At 60.4% G+C, this 23,820-nt stretch carries 20 protein-coding genes; 9 read left to right on the top strand and 11 right to left on the bottom strand.

The annotated features are described in order from the left end of the window. Positions 1–53 precede the first annotated feature (53 nt). The 3 genes from ACOYXI_RS20920 to ACOYXI_RS20910 all read right to left on the bottom strand — a co-directional run bounded on the left by ACOYXI_RS20920 (position 54) and on the right by ACOYXI_RS20910 (position 3,283). Positions 54–800: a 2OG-Fe dioxygenase family protein gene (locus ACOYXI_RS20920; RefSeq protein WP_003220699.1), complete on the bottom strand. Its 747-nt coding sequence runs from the start codon at positions 798–800 to the stop codon at positions 54–56. 231 nt (positions 801–1,031) lie between these two features. Next, the gene (locus ACOYXI_RS20915) at positions 1,032–2,318 is read right to left on the bottom strand and encodes an OprD family porin (RefSeq protein ID WP_027611233.1); all 1,287 of its coding nucleotides are present in this window, start codon (positions 2,316–2,318) and stop codon (positions 1,032–1,034) included. A gap of 296 nt (positions 2,319–2,614) precedes the next feature. After that, positions 2,615–3,283: a DsbA family protein gene (locus ACOYXI_RS20910; protein ID WP_134785201.1), complete on the bottom strand. Its 669-nt coding sequence runs from the start codon at positions 3,281–3,283 to the stop codon at positions 2,615–2,617. 256 nt (positions 3,284–3,539) lie between these two features. Between ACOYXI_RS20910 and ACOYXI_RS20905 the strand changes: the two genes are divergently transcribed. After that, entirely contained in the window at positions 3,540–5,633 is a 2,094-nt protein-coding gene (locus ACOYXI_RS20905) for a TonB-dependent receptor (RefSeq protein WP_134785200.1), read from the top strand. A gap of 187 nt (positions 5,634–5,820) precedes the next feature. Here the strand turns inward: ACOYXI_RS20905 and ACOYXI_RS20900 are convergent, their stop codons facing one another. The 3 genes from ACOYXI_RS20900 to ACOYXI_RS20890 form a co-directional block, all read right to left on the bottom strand. Further along, positions 5,821–6,033, bottom strand: a complete 213-nt coding sequence (locus ACOYXI_RS20900) for a hypothetical protein (protein WP_007961849.1) — start codon at positions 6,031–6,033, stop codon at positions 5,821–5,823. Positions 6,034–6,278: 245 nt separating this feature from the next. After that, positions 6,279–7,385, bottom strand: a complete 1,107-nt coding sequence (gene aguA, locus ACOYXI_RS20895) for an agmatine deiminase (RefSeq protein WP_007961848.1) — start codon at positions 7,383–7,385, stop codon at positions 6,279–6,281. A 249-nt stretch (positions 7,386–7,634) separates the two neighbouring features. Beyond that, positions 7,635–10,547 carry an aminotransferase gene (locus tag ACOYXI_RS20890; protein WP_461675248.1) on the bottom strand — a complete coding sequence of 971 codons (2,913 nt, stop codon included), beginning with the start codon at positions 10,545–10,547 and terminating at the stop codon, positions 7,635–7,637. Positions 10,548–10,693: 146 nt separating this feature from the next. Between ACOYXI_RS20890 and rfbC the strand changes: the two genes are divergently transcribed. The 4 genes from rfbC to ACOYXI_RS20870 are packed head-to-tail and all read left to right on the top strand — an operon-like array spanning position 10,694 to position 14,924. Continuing rightward, positions 10,694–11,239 carry a dTDP-4-dehydrorhamnose 3,5-epimerase gene (gene rfbC / locus ACOYXI_RS20885; protein ID WP_103368291.1) on the top strand — a complete coding sequence of 182 codons (546 nt, stop codon included), beginning with the start codon at positions 10,694–10,696 and terminating at the stop codon, positions 11,237–11,239. A 42-nt stretch (positions 11,240–11,281) separates the two neighbouring features. Beyond that, a complete protein-coding gene (locus tag ACOYXI_RS20880; RefSeq protein ID WP_027611227.1) occupies positions 11,282–13,090 on the top strand; it encodes a sensor histidine kinase in 1,809 nt (602 codons plus the stop codon). Next, a complete protein-coding gene (locus ACOYXI_RS20875; RefSeq protein ID WP_097086920.1) occupies positions 13,087–14,472 on the top strand; it encodes a sigma-54-dependent transcriptional regulator in 1,386 nt (461 codons plus the stop codon). The genes ACOYXI_RS20880 and ACOYXI_RS20875 overlap by 4 nt, the downstream gene beginning before the upstream one ends. Beyond that, a complete protein-coding gene (locus ACOYXI_RS20870) occupies positions 14,469–14,924 on the top strand; it encodes a YiiD C-terminal domain-containing protein (protein ID WP_134785197.1) in 456 nt (151 codons plus the stop codon). The genes ACOYXI_RS20875 and ACOYXI_RS20870 overlap by 4 nt, the downstream gene beginning before the upstream one ends. A gap of 207 nt (positions 14,925–15,131) precedes the next feature. Here ACOYXI_RS20870 and cysQ read toward each other — a convergent pair whose 3' ends face one another. Then, the gene (cysQ, locus tag ACOYXI_RS20865) at positions 15,132–15,965 is read right to left on the bottom strand and encodes a 3'(2'),5'-bisphosphate nucleotidase CysQ (protein WP_461675575.1); all 834 of its coding nucleotides are present in this window, start codon (positions 15,963–15,965) and stop codon (positions 15,132–15,134) included. 5 nt (positions 15,966–15,970) lie between these two features. Continuing rightward, on the bottom strand, positions 15,971–16,537 hold the full coding sequence (nudE, locus tag ACOYXI_RS20860) for an ADP compounds hydrolase NudE (RefSeq protein ID WP_047600934.1): 567 nt from the start codon (positions 16,535–16,537) through the stop codon (positions 15,971–15,973). Between the two features lie 88 nt (positions 16,538–16,625). Between nudE and yrfG the strand changes: the two genes are divergently transcribed. Continuing rightward, complete coding sequence (yrfG, locus tag ACOYXI_RS20855) at positions 16,626–17,288, top strand: GMP/IMP nucleotidase (RefSeq protein ID WP_135294752.1); 663 nt, start codon at positions 16,626–16,628, stop codon at positions 17,286–17,288. Positions 17,289–17,400: 112 nt separating this feature from the next. Here the strand turns inward: yrfG and lysM are convergent, their stop codons facing one another. Then, complete coding sequence (gene lysM / locus ACOYXI_RS20850) at positions 17,401–17,841, bottom strand: peptidoglycan-binding protein LysM (protein ID WP_098966705.1); 441 nt, start codon at positions 17,839–17,841, stop codon at positions 17,401–17,403. A 188-nt stretch (positions 17,842–18,029) separates the two neighbouring features. Between lysM and fdhD the strand changes: the two genes are divergently transcribed. From fdhD to ACOYXI_RS20835, 3 genes are all read left to right on the top strand, one after another. After that, complete coding sequence (gene fdhD / locus ACOYXI_RS20845; protein WP_047600939.1) at positions 18,030–18,869, top strand: formate dehydrogenase accessory sulfurtransferase FdhD; 840 nt, start codon at positions 18,030–18,032, stop codon at positions 18,867–18,869. Beyond that, positions 18,866–21,214, top strand: a complete 2,349-nt coding sequence (locus tag ACOYXI_RS20840) for an FdhF/YdeP family oxidoreductase (RefSeq protein WP_210556834.1) — start codon at positions 18,866–18,868, stop codon at positions 21,212–21,214. Before fdhD ends, ACOYXI_RS20840 begins: the two co-directional genes overlap by 4 nt. Positions 21,215–21,543: 329 nt before the next feature. Beyond that, the gene (locus ACOYXI_RS20835) at positions 21,544–22,023 is read left to right on the top strand and encodes a glycine zipper domain-containing protein (protein WP_027611218.1); all 480 of its coding nucleotides are present in this window, start codon (positions 21,544–21,546) and stop codon (positions 22,021–22,023) included. A 64-nt stretch (positions 22,024–22,087) separates the two neighbouring features. Here ACOYXI_RS20835 and ACOYXI_RS20830 read toward each other — a convergent pair whose 3' ends face one another. Continuing rightward, a complete protein-coding gene (locus ACOYXI_RS20830; protein WP_097086913.1) occupies positions 22,088–22,519 on the bottom strand; it encodes an acyl-CoA thioesterase in 432 nt (143 codons plus the stop codon). A gap of 31 nt (positions 22,520–22,550) precedes the next feature. Beyond that, positions 22,551–23,774 (bottom strand): 3-hydroxyacyl-CoA dehydrogenase, encoded by a 1,224-nt coding sequence (locus tag ACOYXI_RS20825; RefSeq protein WP_461675247.1) that lies wholly within the window; start codon positions 23,772–23,774, stop codon positions 22,551–22,553. Positions 23,775–23,820: the final 46 nt, after the last annotated feature.

Here is a 23,820-nt window from a genome sequence, read left to right as displayed (position 1 = left end):
GTCGCAGCACCACCGGCGTCGAGCACTCGACGCCATCGATTGGGGTGATCTGATTAGCGAACAATGTCGAAAGCGGTCCCGGGCCGCGAGAAGGAAATCGCCAGAATCTGCCGGTACGCCATGGCATGCGTGTGGGTGTTGCGCGCCGGAGTCACGTAATGGCGCATGTCGCGATCAAGGAAGTACGTGGTGTCGAGGATTTCCTTGTAGGTGGTCGACGCCAGTTGATGCTCGTGAACATCGTACAAACGGCTTTCCGCGCCCTCGACGTTGTTGCGCCCCCAGAAGTGCACACCACTGAACGGATAGCCGTCGCAGTGAATCCCTTCCGGGGTGATTTCCAGTTGCTTGCCGGGTTTGATCTCGATGCGGATCTGATGAATCTGGCACTGCCAAATCTCATCGTGCAATTCTTCCGGCAACACGCTTTTGTACACTTCAAAATCGGTGTCGATCAGGCTGCGCATTACCGGCGAAGTGATCACTTCATCAGAGAAGTCCTGAAAGTGCCGCACAACACCGCCCACGTAGGCGTTGTTCTCTTTCGACTGCACGTACGCGCGATGCTCGAGTTGCTTCAATTCACGTGTTTTCGGGTTGTACTCGAAGTCGCTGTAACGACGGTAACGCATGCCGGCTTCGGCCTGACCGTAATAACTGTCTGGCTCCATGTTTTCCCAACTTTTGGTCAGTCTGACGAAGTCGGCAAAATGACCGTAGAGATTGAAGTCACCACCCTGGACGTTGACATATTTGTCGCGCCGTAGCGATTCGCCCACTTCTCTGTTCAAAACGATCATTACCAAATTCTCCGCTGCGTTGAGCGGCCTAATCTATTAGGTGGAGAATTTGCGTCCATGAGAAAGAATTTCAGGCATTTAAAGCCCTGCTTGAAACGGTACTTGAAGACGCTTCAAAACAACTTTTACGTGACAAAAACACGGGTTTTTTACGGTTTTTGCGAAAAAGACGTCGAAAAAAAACCCCGAGCCAGTCGGGGTTTTCTCATGTTTCTTACACCGGATCGTTCATCAGAAGATGTTGATCGGGTAGTCCACGAACACACGCACTTCGTTGCCGCTGCTGTTGTAGTCGGCGGATTTCTGCGACACGCGCAGAATCGAGCTGCGCAGTTTCACGCTAAGGTCTTTCGCCGGACCGCTTTGCACGACGTATTTGACCTGGTTGAAGATCTCACGCTCGGTGCCGCCACTGCTGGTGTCGGTGGTGATGTTGTCGCCACGCACGTAAGCAAAGTTGTAGCTCAGGCCAGGTACGCCAAAGGCACCGAAGTCCAGGCCGTAGCCCAGTTGCCAGCTGCGCTCGTCTTCAGCGTTGAAGTCCGACCAGTACGAGTTGGCCAGGTAAATGGTGTTGCCACCGTCGCCCTGACGACGACCATCGTTCTGATAACCGCCGTACGGATAACCCAGATTGCTGTCACCGGTACTGCGCTGGTGCGCCACGGTGAACGAGTGCGGGCCGGTGGCGAATGTGGCCGCCAGGCTCCAGATCTTGTTGTCCTGGCCGCCGGTGTTCTTGATGTCGGCATAGGACTTGTCGAGCTTGGTGCGATAGCCGTTGAAGTCCAGGGTCAGGGACTGATCCTTGTCGATCGGGAACACGTAGTTGGCGTTCACGTACTGCTTCTTCATGACGTCTTCAACGTCGGAAGCGTACAACGCCGCCTTGAACTGTTCGGTGAACTGGTAGCTACCGCCCAACACGTTGATCGACTTCAGACCACCGCTGTCACGGCCTTCAGCGCTTTTACGCGATTCGGCGGTGAAACGACCGGCGTCCAGTTGCAGGCCTTTGATCTCTTTGGAGGTGATCAAGGTACCGGTGTAGCTTTCCGGCAGCAGACGCGAGTTGTCGTAGTTCAGCACCGGCAGGGCCGGCATCTGGTCGCCGTAGGTCAGCACGGTGTTGGACACGCGGAATTTGACCGCAGCGCCACCCTTGGACAGGTCGTCAGCCGCATTGCCGCTGTCACCCTGTTTGAAGAAGTCGATACCACCGGCGCCGCTGCGGCCCTTGCCGCCATCCAGACGCAGTGCGTAAAGACCGAAAGCATCGACACCCACACCCACGGTGCCTTGGGTGAAGCCGGAAGAGAACGTACCGATGGCCGCCTGGCCCCACTCGGCTTTGTCCGGGTTACCATCTTTGTAATCACGATTGATATAGGCATTGCGCAGCAGCACTTTGAGGCTGCTGTCTTCTACAAAACCCTTGGATTCGGCTTGGCCGTCAGCCATTGCCGAAGTGGCACTCAACATCCCCAGTGCGATCAGACTGATTCGCTTGTTCAACATTTTGTTTTCCTTATTACGGGTTGAAACGCGCTGTGTCGAACGGCTGAAACGGCGCTATTGCACTCTTTTTTCACCCCGAAACAAAAAGACCCGCCCACGGCAAAACCGTGTCGGGCCCTTTTATTATTTTTGAGTCATGGCGGTTGGCCACAGGCGTTGGGCCGAATCGTAGCCGCGCCCTCAATAATGTGTCAATTTCAAGAATCGTCTTTAAATAGGTAAAAATCGTCTAAGAATCATAAATTTTGCGATAGCGTATTGCTCGGAAATGCGCTCAGCCAGTGAATCCAGTGCGATTACGCGCAACCGTCGAGACCGCATTGCGCGGGGGATTGCCCCGACTCAACAGTGACAACCGCTTGCCCCAACCAGTCGGCGAAGGCCTGCGGTTTGCCAAGCCAGGGGCTGATGTCGATCAAGGTGAATTGCCCGTCCCGCTCCAGCGCCAATGTCGGAAATCCCTGGCCACCCAGTTGTGCCAAGAGTTCTCGGCTGGCTTTTACATGCGCTGTCGTATCAACGGATTTAAACGCAGCCGCGAAGATGTCACGGGTGTAGCCCAACTCACGGGCGAGTTCGAACAGTACGGATTCATCGGCAATCCGCCGTCCTTCCACGTAATGCGCCGTCTGCAAACGTCCGAGCATCTGCAAACCGCGACCGTCGATGGACTCTGCCGCCATCACCGCCGCAATCGGCGGCGTCGAATCGAAAACCGCCGATTGATCACGCAGCAGACCTTCGAAATACGCTTCGCCAAAGGGTTGTCCGGTGTATTCGGCAATGCGCCGGTCGTGGGGCATGACGTAATCACGCAGTTGCGGCGAAACGCGCTGGCGATTCGCGCCGCTCATCATTCCGCCCGCATGGGCGACGACCGGCAGTACTTGCTGCGCCGCTTGCACCAACGGTTTGGCGCCATAGCACCAGCCGCACAATGGGTCGTAGATGTAATGAAGGATCATGGGAGAACTCCGGCAGCAAAGTAGAAAAATTCGATGCCGGCAGACTATTCCTACGCGTGTTGGGGAAAAACGCCGGAATGGCTCTCAGACTGTTTCGAGAATCGGTCGAATGGATCGACCGGTCAGGATGTATCGAAATCGACATAAATTGAAACAATCTGACAGGGGAACTTCTCAGGAATAAATTACGGAAGCAAATGCAAAGCATTACCATTCGCGCGTTTGAATTTCCTTACCCTTTCGGATGCGCTTTTCCATGCCTGCCCCGTTCCGCCTCACGCCTGTCACCCTTGGATTGTCTGCCTTTCTGTCCAGCGGTTTTGCTTACTCCGCCACCGAACTGCCCGCCACCGCGATCAGCGCCGAAGAACAAGCCGAGGACCCGCGCGTCAAGATCAGCAACACCGCGACTCGCACCTCGACCCCGGTGCGTTACGTGCCGCAGGCCATCGACTCGATCAAGACCACGAACGTCGCCGACTACGGCACCAATGACATCGGTGACGCCCTGAGCGGGATTCCCAACGTCAGCAGCAGCGCCGACACGCGCTTCGACAGTCTGCGTATCCGCGGCTTCGACGCCAGCAACGACTTCTATCTGGACGGCATTCGCGACGACAGCCAGTACAAGCGCGACCTGCACAACATCGAGCGGGTCGAAGTGCTCAAAGGTCCGGCGGCGGTACTTTACGGCCGTGGCAGCCAGGGCGGGATCGTCAACCGCGTGAGCAAGCTGCCCGAGTTCGGTCGTCGTTCGACCATCGAGGCCCAAGGCGGCAGCGACGACCTGCGCAGCCTGTACGCCGACCTAAGCACCGACCCCAGCGAAAACCTCAGCCTGCGCCTGAACATGGGCAACATGGATGAAAACAGCTTCCGCGACGGCGTCAGTGGCAACCGCCAGCTGTTCGCGCCGTCGATGAGCTGGCAACTGACCCCAGACTTGAACTGGCTGGTGCAATACGAATACAGCCGCTACAACCGCACACCGGATCGCGGCATTCCCGGTGTGAATGGCCGCCCGGCGGATGTCGGTCGCGACACCACCTACGGCAACGATCACGATTTCATCGACGACAAGGCGCAGTCCCTGCGCTCGAAACTCACCTACGAGATCAACGACAACTGGCAGCTGCGCCAGACCCTCGGCGTGTTCAAGCTCGACAGCGATTTCGACAACACCTACCTGACCAGCTTCGATCCGAAAACCAACAAGGTCGCGCGCCAGCACTGGCAGCAGAATCTGACCACCCGCAACGTCTACAACAACCTTGAGCTGGAAGGCGGTTTCGATACCTTTGGTCTTGAGCATCGCCTGCTGACCGGCGTCGAGATCGGCAGCCAGCGCCGTGATCCGAAGTTGTACAACGCCGCGACTGGCAAGACCCCAGGCGCACAACCGGTGCCATCGCTCGACCTGTTCAACCCCAACCGCGAGCTCCGTCACACCGGCAGCATGCAGGTGTTCAGCGACAGCCACACCGAAGTCGAAAGCCGCGCGGTGTACGTGCAGGATCAGTTGCGTCTGAACGATCAATGGCAACTTCTGGCCGGCTTGCGCTACGACACGTTCGATATCGAGTCGACCAACCAGCTCAAGAACCTCACTGAGGATCGCGACAGCCACAGCACCAGTCCACGCTTCGGGATTGTCTGGACGCCACTGCAGAATCATTCGTTCTATGCCTCGTGGTCGAAGACCTTCTCGCCCGTTGGCGGCGGCCTGATCGGCATCACCCCGGGGGCTGCCGGCAATAGCAACGACTTGAGTCCGGAGCTGACCAAACAGAAAGAAATCGGCGTGAAAAGCGACTGGCTGGATGATCGCTTGAGCACCACGCTGGCGGTCTACGACCTGGAACTCTACAACCGCCGCACCAGCGACCCGAACGATCCGACCCTGACCGTCATGACCGGTCTTCAGCGCTCACGGGGTGTGGAGCTGACCGCCACCGGCAAACTGGTCGGCAACTGGTACATGCGCGGTGGCGTCGGCGTGCAGGACACCACCATCGAAAAGGATAACAACGGCCTGGAAGGTAAACGCGTCAACAACGTGGCCAAACACAACGGCAGCCTGTTTCTGACCTGGAAACCGGAGATGGGCTGGTACGGCGAAACCGGTCTGACCCTGGTCGGCCAGCGTTATGCCGACAACGCCAACACCACCGTGCTGCCGGGTTACGGCCGCTGGGATGCGCTGGTCGGCTACCGTTTCAAGGACTGGGACTTGCGCGCGGCACTGAACAACATCACCGACCGCGAGTATTACGCCTCGGCCACCAGCCAATTTCAGATCCAGCCAGGCGCACCGCGCAGTGTGGTGATGACCGGTACTTACAGCTTCTGATTTCACACAAATCCTGTGGGAGGGGGCTTGCTCCCGAAGGCGTCGAATCAGGCAACATCATCGTCACTGACTTACCGCATTCGGGAGCAAGCCCCCTCCCACAGGTTCAATGTTCGCAATGGTTTCCATCGTGCATAAAAAAGCGCCGCCATCCCGGCAGCGCTTTTACCAATCCTTGTTGTTCTTCTTATCCTTCCATTACAGCCCATAACGCTTCCAGTTCGGCCTCGCTGAACAGGCCAGCGGGGTAGCGCTCGATCATCATCCGGCGCGGATCAGGTTCCCTGATCTGACGCGTTCCATTGGACTTCAAAAAGTGCGCGACAATCTGGAGCGATTCGCCGTTGACGGCCATGGGATGCAAAGTCCGCTCGCTGACTACGTTCACTTCGGCGTTCATTTCAGCGCTCTCTCCCCGTTCGTGAGCGGCTACGTTATCCAAGGTATATGACAGAACTGTTGAAGTTCCCCCCTCTCCCTAGTGCACTTTGTCCGATACAAGAGCTATGCCAAGGTTTCCGATTTGTCGACAGGCGGATACAAACAAGCCCGCGGTCCAACAGGGCCGCGGGCTTGTTTGAATGTGTAGCAAGCTAATCTTTGCCTGGCCGATTTATGAATCAACTCAAGCTGTTACGTCTCAACTCACTCTTTGTGCGGGGCTGGCTGTTGTTGGGTAAGGCAGTGGATATTGCCGCCGCCCAGTAACAGTTCACGGCCCGGCACCATCACCACTTCGTGTTGCGGGAACAGCTTCTGCAGGATTTCCCGCGCAGGCGCGTCCATCGGATCGTCGAAGCTCGGCGCGATGATGCCGCCGTTGACGATCAGGAAGTTCACGTAGGAACCGGCCAGACGCACGGAAGGGTTGCGCTCCTGCGTACCGTCGACCGGATCGACACCGGCGCACTCCTCTTCGGTCGCGTACAGCGGCCCCGGAATCGGCATCTTGTGCACCGTGAACGGGCGCCCCTTGGCGTCGGTGCTGCTTTGCAGCACGTTCATTGCGGCCTGGCAGCGCGGGTAGTTCGGATCCTGCGGATCGTCGGTCCACGCCAGCAGCACTTCGCCCGGGCGCACGTAGCAGCAGAAGTTATCCACATGACCGTCGGTTTCGTCGTTGAACAGGCCATCCGGCAGCCAGATGATCTTATCCACAGACAGATTGTCGCGAAGCACCGCTTCGATCTCTTCGCGGCCCAGGTGCGGGTTGCGGTTGTGATTGAGCAGGCACTCTTCAGTAGTGATCAGCGTGCCTTCGCCGTCGACGTGAATCGAACCGCCTTCAAGCACAAAACCTTCGGTGCGATAACGCGGGCTGCGCTCGATTTCGAGAATCTTGCCACCGACCTGCGAATCACGGTTCCACGGCGAATACAGACCGCCTTCAAAACCACCCCATGAGTTGAAGTCCCAGTTCACACCGCGCACTTCGCCGCTGTTGTTGATGACGAACGTCGGGCCGGTATCACGTACCCAGGCATCATCGCTGGACATCTCGACCACGCGGATATTCGGCACGTCGAGACGTGCGCGTGCGTTCTCGTACTGACCGGCCGACACGGCAACCGTCACCGGTTCAAAACGGGCGATGGCCTTGGCCACTGCAACGTGCGCGGCCTGCGCCGGCTTGCCACCCAGGCGCCAGTTGTCCGGACGCTCAGGCCAGATCATCCAGGTCTGGGTCTGCGGCGCCCACTCGGCCGGCATGTAGAAGCCATCGTCACGCGGGGTACTTTTCAAAGTGGTCATCGGATCAGGACTCCAGGGAACCGTCGAAGGGTTACAAAGCGATGGCGACTTTATAACCGATAAATATCGTATTTTAAATGCTTTAAAATGACGCTCGTCTAAAAAAAACAGTTAAATACCGATACAAATCGAATTAGCACTGCCCCCCATGTGGGAGCGGGCTTGCTCGCGAAGGCGGCACATCCGTCGATATCACCTTTGAATGAAGAACCGTATTCGCGAGCAAGCCCGCTCCCACAAAAGCAGCGTTTACAAACCTTCTTCGAGTACCCGATCCAGCATGTCGACAAAGAAGTCGACGCTGCGCCGCGAGGTGACCATCGGCGGTTTGATCTTGAGAATGTTCAGGTCATCCCCGGTCGGTTGCATGAAGATCCCCAGCTCGCGCAGGCGATCGCACAACAACGTGGTCTCCTCGGTGGCCGGCTCCAGCGTCTCGCGGTTGCGGATCAGCTCTACCCCCAGATAGAACCCGGAACCATGCACCGCGCCGACCAGCGGATGTTTATCGATCAACGCCTCGAGCCGCGTCTTGAAATGCCCGCCAACCACCTGGGCGTTTTCCCAGAGCTTTTCTTCTTCCATGACATCCAGCACCGCCATACCGACCTGGCAGCTCACCGGACTGCCGCCGGCCGACGAGAAGAAATAGCCTTCAGCTTCCAGCGCCTCGGCGATTTCCCGACGCGTAATAACGGCGCCGAGCGGCTGGCCGTTGCCCATGCCCTTGGCCATGGTGATGATGTCCGGCACCACGCCCTGCTCTTCGAAGCCCCAGAAAAAGTGACCCATGCGCCCGTAACCGACCTGGACTTCGTCGGCGATGCACACCCCGCCCTGGGCCCGCACCAATGCGTAAACCTGCTTCAGATAACCGGGCGGCAGGGAAATTCCGCCGGCGTTGCCGTACACCGGTTCACAGATGAAACCGGCCAATTGGCGCTCCTGCGCGGCGATATGCGCCAGTTGCGCTTCGACGCTGCGCACATAGTCCGGCGCCGAATCGAGGCCGCGAAACTCGCCACGGTAGGTATTCGGCGCGGTCACCGGGTGCACCCAGTCCGGGCGGCTTTCCAGCGCGCGCGGGTTGTCGGCAACCGAGGTCGACACCGCATCAGCGCCGACCGTCCAGCCGTGATAAGCCTCCAGCACGCTGAGCATGTCGCGCCCGCCGCTGTAGGCCCACGCCAGACGGATCGCCAGGTCGTTGGCCTCGCTGCCACTGTTGACCAGAAACACCCGATCCATGCCTTCCGGCGCCAGCTTCAGCAAGCGTTCGGAGAACTGCGCCACCGCCGCATAGTTGAAGCGCGAGTTGGTGTTGAGCAGCGACCACTGCCGCGCCGCCACCTGGGCCATGCGCGGATGACCATGGCCGAGCACCGCGACGTTGTTGAGCATGTCGAGGTAGGAACGGCCCTGCATGTCGATCAGGTGATTGCGCCAGCCACGCTCGATGCGCGGCGGGTCGACGTAATAATGTTTTTGCGTGCGGGCGAAACTGGCATCGCGTCGTTCGAGCAAGGTTTTCGCATCCAGCTCCGGCTCGGCATCGCAGGACAGCCCCAGCAGTGCTGCCGGCGACGGGCACAACGCCTGCCACGCCGCAGCGCGCGAAGGGCTGCAGAACAACGGCGCATCCAGCGATGCAACGCGGCTCACCTGCACAATCAACGGGCCGCTGACCGCACCCAGCACCTGACCTTTGACCAGCGCCGCGCCGCTGTGCAGCGAGGCGTTCACGCCCCTCAGCCGCACGCTGAGCTGCGGTCCGTCGAGTTGCAACACACCATCCGCCGCGTGATGCAGCACACCGGCAAACGGCGCTTCCACCGCCGAGCCCTGCGGCACGCGCAACTCAACGTGCAGCGGGAAAGTCTCCGGTTCGACGGCACTGTCTACTCGCGTCTGCGACAAGCGATATTGCCCGTAACGACTGGCCGCCAGGCCATGCGCGGCCGCGGCTTCAGTGAGCAGTCGTTGATCGATACCCTCCTGCTCCCAGTTGCCCGCCTCGAAATGCGGACTTAGGACACCAAGGTCGATCAGCGCAAATTCGCGCCCGACCAGCTCTGGCAACAGTGGCGCAAAACCCTCGCTGCCGACCGTCGGCAGACGCTGGCCGACTGACGTGAGGATCGCCGCTTCCATCAGCGCCAGGGGTACAGAAGTGGCCACGTGGAAAATTTCCCATTCGTGGCCAAGGTTGTCGCGGCTATAGGTATTGCCCGGGTCGATGCTGACCTGTTGCTCGCCACTGAGCACCAGCACCGCCGCCCGCGCCACAATCAATGGCCACAGCGCCTGCAACTCTTCGTGTTGCAGCGGATTGACCGCGTGATAGGCCTGCACCGCCGGCAGAATCACAAACGGATCACCGCCGGCATGGTGCAGCAGCGCCGCGCACGTCACCGACAGATCGGTGATACGCCAGGTGCGCACCAGATCACCGAAGTCGATCACGCCCTGCAATTGCCAATGACGCTTGGCATCGCGTTGCCAGACAGCGTTATCGTCGGTGATGTCCATGTGGATCGCCTGCACCGGCAGCTTGTCCTGCAACGGCTGCAAGCGACGTTCGGCCTGTTCGGCGGCATGCGCGATCAAGGTGCGCTGGCGCTCATCCTGAATCACCGGCAGCAGATGGCTGATCAGCGCACTGGCGTGGCGGGCGTCCCATTGCAGCGTGCGCTGAAGGCCCGGGTGATCGAAGCCGGCCAGGGCCAGGTCCATCTCGCCACACAACCGACCGAATCCGGCCACCACGTCATGGCCCAAATGCTCAAGATGGGTCAGCGGCTGGCCTTCGATGTAATCCAGCAACCGCACGTGCACCGGCTCGCCGTCGGCTTCCAGCGACAACAGATCCTCGCCGTTACTGGCCGGGACCACTTTGGGCACGTGCACCGACGAATGCTCGGCAAGGTACTTGAGGCCTGCATGCTGAGCCTGCAACTCCACAAGTGCATAATCGCCGCGGCAGATTTTCAGGACAAAGCGCCCACGCTCACTGTCGACCCGATAATTCAGGTCCTGCTGACTGCCCAGCGCCTGTAGCGTGCCGCTGAGCCCGTAATGCTCGGCCAACCACTGCCGGGCCTGCGCTTCAGAAACCTGCGGGCTGGGCAAACTGGCGCGATGAATCAACGTGGCGAGCGGCATGGGACGACCCCTGAGATTTTATCAGGTGCCTATATCGCCATTGCTGCAGTGGATGCGCAACCCCCGACCGGAGATATTCAAGCGCTCGCATCCGCCGGCACTTTGCGCAAGAATGTCGGCCATTCACCCCTATCTGGAAAAACCTCATGAATGTAATCACCACCGATCTGCCCGGTGTTCTGATCATCGAACCCAAGGTATTTGGTGACGAGCGCGGCTTCTTCTACGAGAGTTTCAATGCCAAGGCGTTCCAGGATGCAACCGGTCTGGACACTCAATTCGTTCAGGACAACCATTCGCGCTCGCAGAAAGGCGTGCTGCGCGGCCTGCATTACCAGCTGCAAAATACCCAGGGCAAACTGGTTCGGGTGACCGCCGGCGAAGTGCTCGATGTAGCCGTGGACATCCGTCGCAGCTCGCCGCACTTCGGCAAGTGGGTTGCTGTACGCCTGTCGGCCGAGAACCACCGTCAACTGTGGGTTCCGGAAGGCTTTGCCCATGGTTTCGTGGTGCTGAGCGAGTTCGCCGAATTCCTCTACAAGACTACCAACTACTACGATCCATCGTCCGAACGCAGCATTCGCTGGGACGACCCGGCTCTGGGCATCGACTGGCAACTGGACGAAGCGCCGAAGCTGTCGGCCAAGGATCAGGTCGGCGCACTGCTCAAGGACGCTGACGTCTTCGCCTGAGCCTAGGCATAATGCGCCTGTTCACTCAGGCGCATCCGGCTCATGAAACCTACCCTTCCCCGCAGACCCCGCTGGCGCAGCCTCGCCCTGCTGGCGCTGTGCCTGGCGCCGCTACTGTGGCCGCTGGAGCATCTGGCCGAGCGCTATTACCGCAGTGAACTGGCCGGACAAAACCGCCAGACCCTCGACCTCTACGTCGCCAACCTGCTGGGCACCCTGCACCGCTATGAAGTGTTGCCGCAGATCCTCGGCGACCTGCCGGCCCTGCGCGCCGTGCTCGGTGCACCGGACGACGGTGTCACCCAGGGCAACGCCAATCGCCTGCTGAAAAACATCGCCGCACAGACCGGCGCCGAGGTCATGTACCTGATGGACACCAGCGGCCAGACTCTCGCGGCGTCGAACTGGGACAAACACGACAGCTTCGTCGGGCGCAATTTCGCTTTCCGTCCGTATTTCAGCGAAGCGATGGCCGGACGTCTGGGGCGTTTCTTCGGCCTCGGCACCACTTCGGCCAAACGCGGTTATTTCTTCGCCGCCGCAGTGCGCAACGGCGAAAAAATCATCGGCGTGCTGGTGATCAAAGTCGACCTCGATCACACCGAAAGCCTGTGGGGCAAAACCCCGGAACAACTGTTGGTGACCGACCACAACGGCGTGGTGATTCTCACCTCGCGCCCGGAATGGCGCTTTCGTTCAACCCGCATTTTGAGCGACACCGAGCGCTCGGCGATCACCGCCATCCTGCCCTATCCGACCCGCGAGCCACGTCCGCTGAACCTCAGCGACAGCGCCTGGCTGACCCAAACCGTCGATATCGCCGAAACCGGCTGGAGCGTCAGTATTCTTGCCCCGCGCACGCTGATCGATCGTCCGGTGCGCACCGTGGTCGCAATCGGCGGCGCCACGCTGTTGGTGGTGATGCTGTTGCTGGGGCTGATGATGCAGCGCCGTCGGCATTATCTGGAACGCATCGCCTTTGAAGCCAAGGCCCGTCGTGAACTGGAAGGTCGGGTGGCCGAGCGGACCAGCGATCTGGAAGGCCTCAACCGCCGACTCAAGCAGGAAGTGCTGGAGCGCGAACAGGCCCAGCAGGAACTGGTGCGCGCTCAGGACGATCTGGTGCAGGCTGGCAAACTCTCGGCGCTGGGCACGATGTCGGCGAGTATCAGCCACGAACTCAATCAGCCGCTGGCGGCGATTCGCAGCTATGCGGAAAACGCCGAAGTACTGCTCGATCATCAACGCACCGACGATGCTCGCGGCAACCTCAAACTGATCAGCGAACTGACCGGGCGCATGGCCTCGATCATCGCCCACCTGCGTGCCTTCGCCCGCCGCGACCGCCATGCCCCGGAAAGCGTGGCCCTGCAACCGGCGCTGGACGATGCGCTGGCGTTGCTGGCCAAACGGCGCCGCAGTATGGAAGTCGAACTGATCCGCGATCTGCCCGCCGCCACGCTGTGGGTCGAGGCCGGGGAAACCCGTCTGCGCCAAGTGCTCGGCAATCTGCTGGCCAACGCCCTCGATGCGCTGACCGAAAAAGGCCCGCCGCGCAAACTGTGGCTGAGTGCCGAATCCACGGCCGAGGGCGTCAATCTGTACATTCGCGACAACGGCCCGGGCTTTTGCATGGAAGCCCTCGGCCGCGCCAGCGAGCCCTTCTACACCACCAAGACCCGCACTCAGGGCCTTGGCCTGGGGCTGGCCATCTGTGAAACCCTGATGCGCGCCTTCGGCGGTGAACTGTCGTTCGCCAACCACAAGCAAGGCGGCGCCTTGATCACCCTGCGGCTGCGCGCCGGCGCGCCTGGGGTCAGCCTGCAACCGTCCGAGGATCGAAGTGCATGACCATCGACAATCGCATTCAGGTGGTGTTGATCGACGACGATCCGCACCTGCGTCAGGCCCTCGGCCAGACCCTGGACCTGGCCGGGCTGAAAATCCTTCCGCTGTCCGAAGCCAAAGGTCTGGCCGGGCAACTGGAGCGTGACTGGCCCGGCGTGGTGGTCAGCGACATCCGCATGCCGGGCATGGACGGCCTGGAACTGTTAAGCGAATTGCACGCTCAGGATCCGGAGCTGCCGGTGCTGCTGATCACCGGCCACGGCGACGTGCCGTTGGCGGTGCAGGCGATGCGTGCCGGCGCCTATGACTTTCTGGAAAAGCCGTTCGCCAGCGACGCGCTGCTCGACAGCGTGCGCCGCGCCCTGGCTCTGCGCCGGCTGGTGCTGGACAACCGCAGCCTGCGCCTGGCCCTGAGCGATCGCAACGAACTGAGCGCACGACTGGTCGGCCACTCGGCGCCGATGCTGCGCCTGCGCGAGCAGATCGGCGCGCTGGCGGCGACCAAGGCGGATGTGTTGATCCTCGGTGAAACCGGCGCTGGCAAAGAGGTCGTGGCCCGTGCGCTGCACGATTTGTCGAGCCGGCGCAACGGCCCGTTCGTGGCGATCAACGCCGGGGCGCTGGCCGAATCGGTGGTCGAAAGTGAGCTGTTCGGGCATGAGCCAGGCGCGTTTACCGGCGCGCAGAAACGCCGGATCGGCAAGTTCGAATTCGCCAACGGCGGCACGCTGTTCCTCGATGAAATCGAAAGCATGAGCATGGACGTGCAGGTGAAACTGCTGCGCATGCTGCAAGAGCGCGTGGTCGAACGTCTGGGTGGTAATCAGCTGATCCCGCTGGACATCCGCGTCATCGCCGCGACCAAGGAAGACCTGCGTCAAGCCGCTGATCAGGGACGATTCCGCGCCGACTTGTATTACCGCCTGAACGTTGCACCGCTGCGCATTCCGCCACTGCGCGAACGCGGCGAGGACGCGCTGGTGTTGTTCCAGCATTACGCCGATGAAGCCAGCGCCCGCCACGGTTTGCCGCCTCACGAACTGCAACCGGCGCAACGCGCATTGCTGCTGCGCCACACCTGGCCGGGCAATGTGCGCGAACTGCAGAACGCTGCCGAGCGCTTCGCCCTCGGTCTGGAACTGGCGCTGGATAACAGTGGAAACGAAGGCGGCGGCACCAGCGTGGAAGTCATCAGTGGTGGCCTGAGCGAGCAAGTGGAAAACTTCGAGAAGTCGTTGATTGCCGCCGAGCTGGCGCGCTCGCACAGTTCGGTGCGCAGCCTCGCCGAAGCCCTGGGTATTCCGCGCAAGACCCTGCACGACAAACTGCGCAAGCACGGCTTGAATTTCGCCGACAGTAACGCCCATGGAGACGAAGCCGAATGAGCCGCGACAGTCGCTATCTGGAGTCGGTGCTGCATCACGACATTCCCCTGACCCGCGAGATGGGCCTCAAGGTCCTCGCCTGGCACGAGCAGCAGTTGAGCCTGCACCTGCCGCTGGAGCCGAACGTCAATCACAAAAGCACCATGTTCGGCGGCAGCCTCTATTGTGGCGCGGTGCTGGCGGGCTGGGGCTGGCTGCATTTGCGCCTGAAGGAAGAAGGCATCGACGACGGGCACATCGTGATTCAGGAAGGCCAGATCAGTTATCCGCTGCCCGTGACCGATGATGCCACAGCGATTTGTCCGCCACCGGAAGCGGCGGTCTGGAAGAAGTTTCTGGCGATGTATCAGCGTTATGGGCGCGCACGGTTGACGCTCAATACGCGAATCGTCAACGCCGGCAGTGATGAGAATGCAGTGACGTTCAGCGGGCAATACGTTCTGCACCGCTGAACGTCAACAGCCCCTCACCCTAACCCTCTCCCGGAGGGAGAAGGGACTGACCGAGGCGTCTTGCGTCAGGCATCGACCTGAAAGATCGGCAGCGATTATGGATTCAGTAGAACTGGCTCAAGTCGGTGAACCTCACCAGCATCCCCCAATCGGCCCCCTCTCCCTCCGGGAAAGGGCTGGGGTGAGGGGAATCGAGAATCCGCCCACTTACCCCCGAGCCAGTTCCAGCAATCTTGAACGCCACGCCGCCTTCGCCGGCAACGCCAGAAAGAACTCATTGAGCAGCGATTCCCGCGCCGGATAACAGAACGCTTCGCCCCGCAGATCCAACACTTCGCCGCCAGCACCTTCGAGCACGCCCTGCGCCGCAGCGGTATCCCATTGCGACGTCGGCGCCAGTCTTGGGTAGCAATCCGCCGCCCCTTCGGCCAACAGACAAAACTTCAACGAACTGCCGATGTTTGCCAGTTGCAACTCGCCCAAACTGGCGCTCAGACCGGCAAGCAGCCGCTCTTGCTCCGGACTCGAGTGCCGACGGCTCGCCACCACGGTGAACGCTTCACCGGGCGCGAGCACGTCACGCACCTGAATCGCCACCGGCGAACCACCTTTGTCCCCACGCCACGCGCCGAGAGCGGCACCGCCGACATAGAAGCGGCCATTGGTCGGCATCGTGACCACGCCAAACACCACCCGCCCGTTTTCGATCAGGGCGATGTTCACGGTAAATTCTTCACTGCCGCTGATGAACTCCTTGGTGCCATCCAGCGGATCCACCAGCCACCAGCGCTGCCACCCGGCGCGCACGCTCTGCGCAATGTTGGCGTCTTCCTCGGACAGAATCGGAATACTGGAGTCCAGCGCGGTCAGCCCGGCGACGATGACATGGTGCGCGGCCATGTCCGCTGCGGTCACCGGTGAATCATCGGACTTGGCGGTGACCTCCACGCCAGAGCGCCAGAACGGCAGAATCGCCTCGCCAGCCTGCAACGCCAGCTCAACCACCGGCGCCATCAACGGATGGGAAAACTTCATCGACATCTCACTCATGACTGAAAGAACCCGCGCTGCGTCAGCAGATCACGCGCCAGATACAGCGCCGCCAGGGCACGGCCTTCGGTAAACTGCGGGTTTTGCGCCAGCGCCGCCAGTTCACGCAGGTTGACCTTGTCGACGCGCATCGGCTCCGGCTCGTCGCCCTCCAGACGCTCCTCGTACAAATCGGTGGCCAACACCACCTGGATCTTCTGGCTCATGTAACCGGGCGACAGCGACAACTCGGTCAGATGTTCCAGCTGGCGCGCGCCGAAACCGGCCTCCTCCTTGAGTTCGCGCTCGGCCGCTGCCAGCACATCTTCACCCGGCTCGATCAAGCCTTTGGGCAGGGACAGTTCGTACTCGTCAGTGCCGCCGCAGTATTCCTCGACCAGCACCGCGTGTTCGCTGTCGAGCATCGCCACAATCATCACCGCGCCATAACCCGCGCCTTTGCCGACCAGACGCTCGTAAGTGCGTTCCACGCCATTGGAAAAACGCAGCTTCAGTTCTTCGACGCAAAACAGACGACTGGTGGCGACAATCTCGCGGGCGAGTACAGTGGGTTTCTGGCGCATGCAAAGCTCCTTGGCGTGAACGCGCTACTATAACGCGGCTTTCCCGATTGTTTGTGTCGGATATCTTTCTACCGCTCGAGACGTTGCCATGCCTTCTTTACCGTGGTCTGACATCGATACCGTCCTGCTGGACATGGACGGTACGTTGCTGGATCTGCACTTCGACAACCATTTCTGGCTGGAACACCTGCCGCAACGCTACGCCGAACTGCACGGGGTGAGCCGGGCCATGGCCGACATGGAGTTGCAGCCGCTGTTCGAGCGCCATGCCGGGCAACTGCAGTGGTACTGCCTGGATTTCTGGAGTGCCGAACTGAAGCTCTCGGTGCGTGAACTCAAACTGGAAACCGCGCACCTGATCGCGCTGCGTCCGGATGCAGACACCTTTCTGCAGGCGATCAAAAAAGCCGGCAAACGGGTGATCATGATCACCAACGCCCACCGCGATTCCCTCTCACTGAAACTGGAACGGATCGAACTGGCGCCGTACTTCGAGCGGCTGATCAGCTCCCACGATTACGGTTATCCCAAGGAGAACCCGCAGTTCTGGGATGCCTTGCAGGCGGATATCGATTTTGATCCGGCACGCAGTCTTTTCATCGACGATACGTTGCCGATTCTGCGTAGTGCGCGGGAGTTTGGCGTGACGCATTTGTTGGCGGTGAAAGAGCCGGACAGTCGCAAGGGGCCGAAGGACACCGCCGAGTTTGCGGCGGTTGAAGACTACCGCGATTTGATTCGGGGACTCTAGCAACATCACTGTGGCGAGGGAGCTTGCTCCCGATGGGCCGTGAAGCTGTCCCAAATGTTCACGACTGCTGCGCAGCCGAACGGGAGCAAGCTCCCTCGCCACAGCGTGGTTATTACTTCGGAATACGAAGCTTCTGGCCCGGATAGATCTTGTTCACATCCTTGAGCATCGGTTTGTTGGCGTCGAAGATTTTCTGGTACTGGTTGGCATTGCCATAAACCCGCAGAGAGATCGCACTGAGCGTGTCACCTGCCTTCACCTCGACAAATTCCGCAGCCACCACTACTGGCCCTGTCACCGTAATCTGGTCGTCAACACTGCCAATCCCGGCAATGTTGCCCAAAGTCAGAAGAATTTTTTCTTTCTCCTCCTGACTCGCGACTTCACCCTTAACCGTGACTTTGTCGCCGTCCACAGTCGCCTGAACATTTGGGTTGCCCAGACCGACCTTGTCGATATGTTCCTTCAACTGCTCGCTGGCATTGGCATTACCCGGGGTCAGCAGGTCGATCAGCTTTTCACCGGCTTCTTTCACAAAGCTCAACAGACTCATAGCGCACACTCCTTGATTGGGATTCCAGACGTCCAAGCCTAGACCACACCAGACCAACCCGGTTCCGGGCCGACCAATGACCCGGCAGCCGCTTGATCGACGCCATCTATCAATAGATCGACAGTACCGATTAGACGCGACAAGTTGCCGCGCCTAGTCTTAGCGTTGATCAATCCGTCGGTGATGCCATGAACGCCAAGCGCCCAACTTGCGCGGCGCCTGCACTCGAAACGCCCGCGCCCGCCGCCAGCCAGACCTACAGCTACAGCGATCTGCCCCTCGTGGAATCGGCCAGCACCGCGCTCGCCGAGGAAGTCGCGTTGGCGATCGCCTACAACGGCATCAGTCAGGCGGTGATGCTGGTGACGCCGACGGATCTGGAAGATTTCATCGTCGGTTTCAGCCTTGGCAGCGGCATCATCGAAGACGCCAGCGACATTTATGACCTGCAACTGACCGGCGCGGGCTCGGCGCAATACGCGCAGGTGACCATCGCCAACCGCGCGTTCTGGAACCTCAAGCAACAGCGCCGACAACTGGCCGGCACCAGCGGTTGCGGGCTGTGCGGCGTCGAGGCGGTGGAACAGGCCTTGCCTGACCTCAAGGTGTTGCCCGGCGCACCGTTGCCGCCCGCTGCCTGGCTCGACGGTCTGCGCCAGCGCATCGGCGCGTTCCAGCCGCTCGGTCAGCACTGCGGCGCGGTCCACGCGGCGGTGTTCATGAACGCCAGCGGTGAACTGTTGCTGGGCCGTGAAGACATCGGCCGGCACAACGCCCTCGACAAACTGATCGGCGGGCTGATCCGCCAGAAGATTTCCACAGAAGGCGGTCTGGCGATTGTCACCAGCCGTTGCAGTCTCGAATTGATCCAGAAAGTTTTACGCGCCGGCATCCAGACTCTGGTCAGCCTGTCCGCGCCCACGGGCCTTGCCGTGCAATGGGCCCGTCGCCACAACCTCAATCTCATCCACCTGCCGCAGAAGAATGCGCCGCGGGTCTACAGCCCAGCGATGGAGAATCAAGCGTGAGCCAACATCATCAAGCCGACCAGAAACCTGTCCCGCGCTACAAACCTTACAAAGGTGCAGCCGGCGGCTGGGGTGCGCTGATCAGCGTGGCCCAAGCCTGGTTGACCAGCGACAACGCGTTGAAAAACCTGCGCATGATGCTCAAGACCAACCAGAACGGCGGCTTCGACTGCCCGGGCTGCGCCTGGGGCGATTCGCCGGAGAGCGGCATGGTCAAGTTCTGCGAGAACGGCGCCAAAGCGGTGAACTGGGAAGCGACGAAACGCCGGGTGGACGGCAAGTTCTTCGCCAAACACAGCGTCACTTCGTTGCTGGAGCAGAGCGACTACTGGCTTGAATACCAGGGCCGCCTGACCGAGCCGATGGTCTACGACGCCGAGACCGACCGCTACAAACCCATCGCCTGGGACGATGCCTTTGCAATGATCGGCAAACACCTGCAAGCGCTGTCGAGTCCGGATCAAGCCGAGTTCTACACCTCGGGCCGTGCCAGCAACGAAGCGGCGTACCTGTATCAGCTGTTCGTGCGCGCCTACGGCACCAACAACTTCCCCGACTGCTCAAACATGTGCCACGAGGCCAGCGGTGTGGCGTTGGCGCAGAGCGTTGGCGTCGGCAAAGGCACCGTGACTTTCGACGACTTCGAACACGCCGACGCGATTTTCGTCTGGGGCCAGAACCCCGGCACCAACCATCCGCGGATGCTCGAACCCCTGCGTGAAGCGGTGAAGCGCGGCGCGCAAGTAGTGTGCATCAACCCGCTGAAAGAACGTGGCCTGGAACGTTTCCAGCACCCGCAGCACCCGATCGAAATGCTCACCAACGGCGACAAGCCGACCAACACCGCGTACTTCCGTCCGGCACTGGGCGGCGACATGGCGGTGCTGCGCGGCATGGCCAAGTTCCTCTTGCAGTGGGAGCGCGATGCGCAGAAGGCCGGCACGCCGGCAGTGTTCGATCATGACTTCCTCAATGCGCACAGCGCCAACGTGCTGGAGTATCTCGGCGTGGTCGATGACACGCCGTGGGAGCAGATCGTCGCGCAGTCCGGCCTGACTCTGGTGGAGATCGAGCAAGCGGCGCGCATGTACGCCAAAGGCAAGAACGTCATCATGTGCTGGGCGATGGGTATCACTCAGCATCGCCATTCGGTGCCGACCATCCAGGAAATCGCCAACCTGATGTTGCTGCGCGGCAACGTCGGCAAGCCGGGCGCCGGCCTGTGTCCGGTGCGCGGTCACAGTAACGTGCAGGGCGACCGCACCATGGGCATCAACGAGCGTCCGCCGGTGGCGTTCCTCGATTCCCTTGAGCGGCGTTTCCAGTTTAAGGTGCCGCGTGACAACGGGCACAACGTGGTCGAGGCGATTCACGCCATGGCCGAGGGCCGCGCCAAGGTCTTCATCGGTCTGGGCGGCAACTTCGCCCAGGCCACGCCGGACAGCCCGCGTACCTTCGCGGCGCTGAGCAACTGCGACCTCACGGTGCAGATCAGCACCAAGCTCAACCGCAGCCACCTGGCCCACGGTAAAGACGCACTGATCCTGCCGTGCCTGGGTCGAACCGACATCGATATCCAGGCCGAAGGCCCGCAAGCGGTCACCGTGGAGGACTCGTTCAGTATGGTCCATGCCTCAAATGGCCAGCTGCAGCCGCTGTCGAACCAGATGCGCTCGGAACCGGCGATCATCGCCGGCATCGCCGCCGCCACGCTGGGCAGCAAACCGGTGGACTGGAACTGGCTGGTGGCCGATTACCGGCGCATCCGCGACCTGATCGCCGATACCATTCCGGGCTTCAAGGACTTCAACGAAAAGGTCAAGAACCCGGGCGGTTTCTACCTCGGCAACAGTGCCGGTGCACGCAAGTGGAACACCCCGTCGGGCCGGGCCAATTTCCGCGCAAACATGCTGCCCAAGGATCTGGTGCACGAGCGTACCCGCGCCACCGGGCAACTGCCGGATCTGATCCTGCAATCGATGCGCTCCCACGATCAGTACAACACCACGATCTATGGCCTCGACGACCGTTACCGTGGGGTCAAGGGCCAGCGTGATGTGTTGTTCGCCAACGAGGCCGACATCATTCGTCTGGGCTTCCGCCCGGGACAGAAGGCCGACATCGTGTCGATCTGGGACGATGGCCGTGAGCGTCGGGTGAAGGGCTTTACCTTGCTGGCGTTTGATATTCCTGCGGGGCAAGCGGCGGCTTATTACCCGGAAGTGAATCCGCTGGTGCCGCTGGAAAGCACCGGGGATGGCAGTCATACGCCGACGTCGAAGTTCATTGCGATCCGCCTGGAGGCAGCAAGCGAGACTGGGTTGATCATGGCCAAATCTGCGTAAAGCGTTGCCTGGACTGACCCCTTCGCGAGCAAGCCCGCTCCCACATTGGAATGCATTTCAAATGTGGGAGCGGGCTTGCTCGCGAAAGCGGTGGCACATTCAACAAAAATCTTTGTACCCTGCACCCTTCCAACGCCCACAAAAAAGGCCGCTTTTTCTCAAAAGCGGCCTGTCCGAAGTAGCTAAAGACCGGCGAAAATCGCTTAAGTTCCGCATACAAAACAGCAACTTGCATAATTGTATACAAGTCGTGTTATTCGTCGGATTTCGATTGTCAGCCTTGTTACACAGCCTCAGGATCGGCGCCGTCATCCCTTTGAGGCTCCTCTATGAAGTTCTCCTCGATTCTCTTGTTGTCCCTTGGCCTGGTCAGTGGCTTCGCTTCTGCCGGAGGCACCACCGAAGCAGGTGTGGGCGGCGCATTGGGCGGGGTTCTTGGCTCGGTCGTCGGTCAGTCTTTAGGCGGCAGCACAGGTTCAACCATTGGCGCAGCCCTGGGCGGCGCGGGTGGTAGCGCGGTCGGCGCCAACAAACACAGCCGTGGCGAAGCGGCCATTGGCGGTGCGTTGGGCGCAGCTGGCGGTAACGTGGTCGGCCGCAGCATGGGCGGCACCACCGGCAGCCTGATCGGTGCCGCAGCAGGTGGCGGAGCCGGTGGCGCGCTGGGCAACTACATGGGTAACCAGAGCAATGACGAGGGTCGTCATTACGATCGCGGCCGTGACGACCGTCGCTACTATCGCGACCGTCACCCTGGCCGTGGCCACGCTTATGGCCACCGCAAGCATCACCGCTACTATCGCGACTAATCCGTTGCGTTAAGCGCGAAAGCAAAAATCGCAGCCCAAGGGCTGCGATTTTTTTTGCTCTGGTTCAAACCACCAGACGCTCCAGCGCGTCACGCAATCTGCCTGGAATCGGCACCGGCTGATTGCTCGTCCGGTCCACGAATACATGGACAAAACGCCCCGCCGCACACGCCTCGCTTTCACCGACCTTGAACACCGCCAGTTCATATTGCACCGAACTGTTACCCAGCTTGCCGACCCGCAGACCGATCTCGATCAGATCCGGGAAAGCGATCGAGGCGAAATAATCGCAAGATGAACTCACGACAAAACCCACTACCTCGCCGTCGTGGATATCCAGGCCACCGACCTGAATCAGGTAAGTGTTCACGGCAGTATCGAAAAAGCTGTAGTAGGTGACGTTGTTGATGTGGCCATAAGCATCGTTGTCGTGCCAGCGGGTGGTGATCGGCTGGAAATGCGGGTAATCGGCGCGTTGCGCCATGGTGCTGGACATCGGTATCGACTCCTTGAGTTATCTGTCCAGTCTAAAGGTAAAAACCTTTGCCTCGCGCCGCCAGCTCGCCAATCAGTGGCGCCGGCCGCCATTGATCGCCCTGTCGCGTCTCCAGCGCCAGCAAGCGCTTGTGAATGTCCGCCAGCCCCTGATCGTCCGCCCAGGCCATCGGGCCGCCTCTGTCCGCCGGGAAGCCGTAGCCATTGAGGTACACCTGATCGATGTCATGCGCCGATTCGGCAATGCCTTCCTGCAGAATTTTCGCGCCCTCGTTGACCAGCGCCAGAAGGCAGCGTTCGAGGATTTCCTCGGACCCAATCTCCCGGCGCTGAAAGCCGAGGCCTTCGCTGACGCTCAATATCAGCGCATCGACCTCGGGATCATGCTCTGCCTGACGACTGCCCGGCTCATAGTGGTAATAACCGTTGCCGGACTTCTGCCCGAAACGCCCCAGTTCGCATAAACGGTTGTCGACCTGAACCTCTGGCGCATCCTGCCCCTTGCCGGCCAATTCGCGCGCGCGCCATTCCAGATCGATGCCCACGACGTCATACATGCGGAACGGTCCCATGGCGAAACCGAAGCCCTGCAAAACCGTATCGACCTGCTGTGGATAAGCGCCCTCGAGCAGCATCTTGCGCGCCTCCAGTACATACGGATGCAACATGCGATTGCCGATAAAACCGTGGCAGTTGCCCGACACCACACTGACCTTGCCCATGCGTTTGCCCAGCACCAGCGCCGCTTCCAGTGCGGCTGGCGACGTCTGCGCGCCACGTACAATTTCCAGCAGTTTCATGATGTGCGCGGGGCTGAAGAAATGCAGGCCGAGCACTTGCGATGGACGGTTTGTTGCAGCGGCAATCGCATCAATATCCAGTGCCGAGGTGTTGCTCGCCAACAACGCCTCAGGCTTGAGCAGGCCATCCAGTTCGCGAAAGATCTTCTGCTTGAGCGCGAGGTTTTCGTACACCGCTTCGATCACCAGGTCGACGTTGCGGATCGCCACATAGTCTGCCGCCGCACTGACACGGGCAATCCGCGCATCGGCCTCGGCCTGGTCGATCCGTCCCTGTCGCACGTTGTGCGCATAGGTATCGGCCACGGTGGACAGCGCCTGCTCGAGCATCTGTGGATTGTTATCGACCCACTGCACGGCGATGCCGGCATTGGCCAGGCACATGACAATACCGCGGCCCATGGTGCCCGCGCCGATCACGGCAGCTTGCTGAATATCGATGGATGTCTGGCTCATGTTGTTCTCTTGTTGGCGATCCGAAGACAGCCTTCACCATAGTCAG

The organism is Pseudomonas sp. G3-19 (assembly GCF_054855875.1).
The sequence above is the reverse complement of the archived record's forward strand: the minus strand, read 5'-3'. Positions and strand labels throughout refer to the sequence as shown.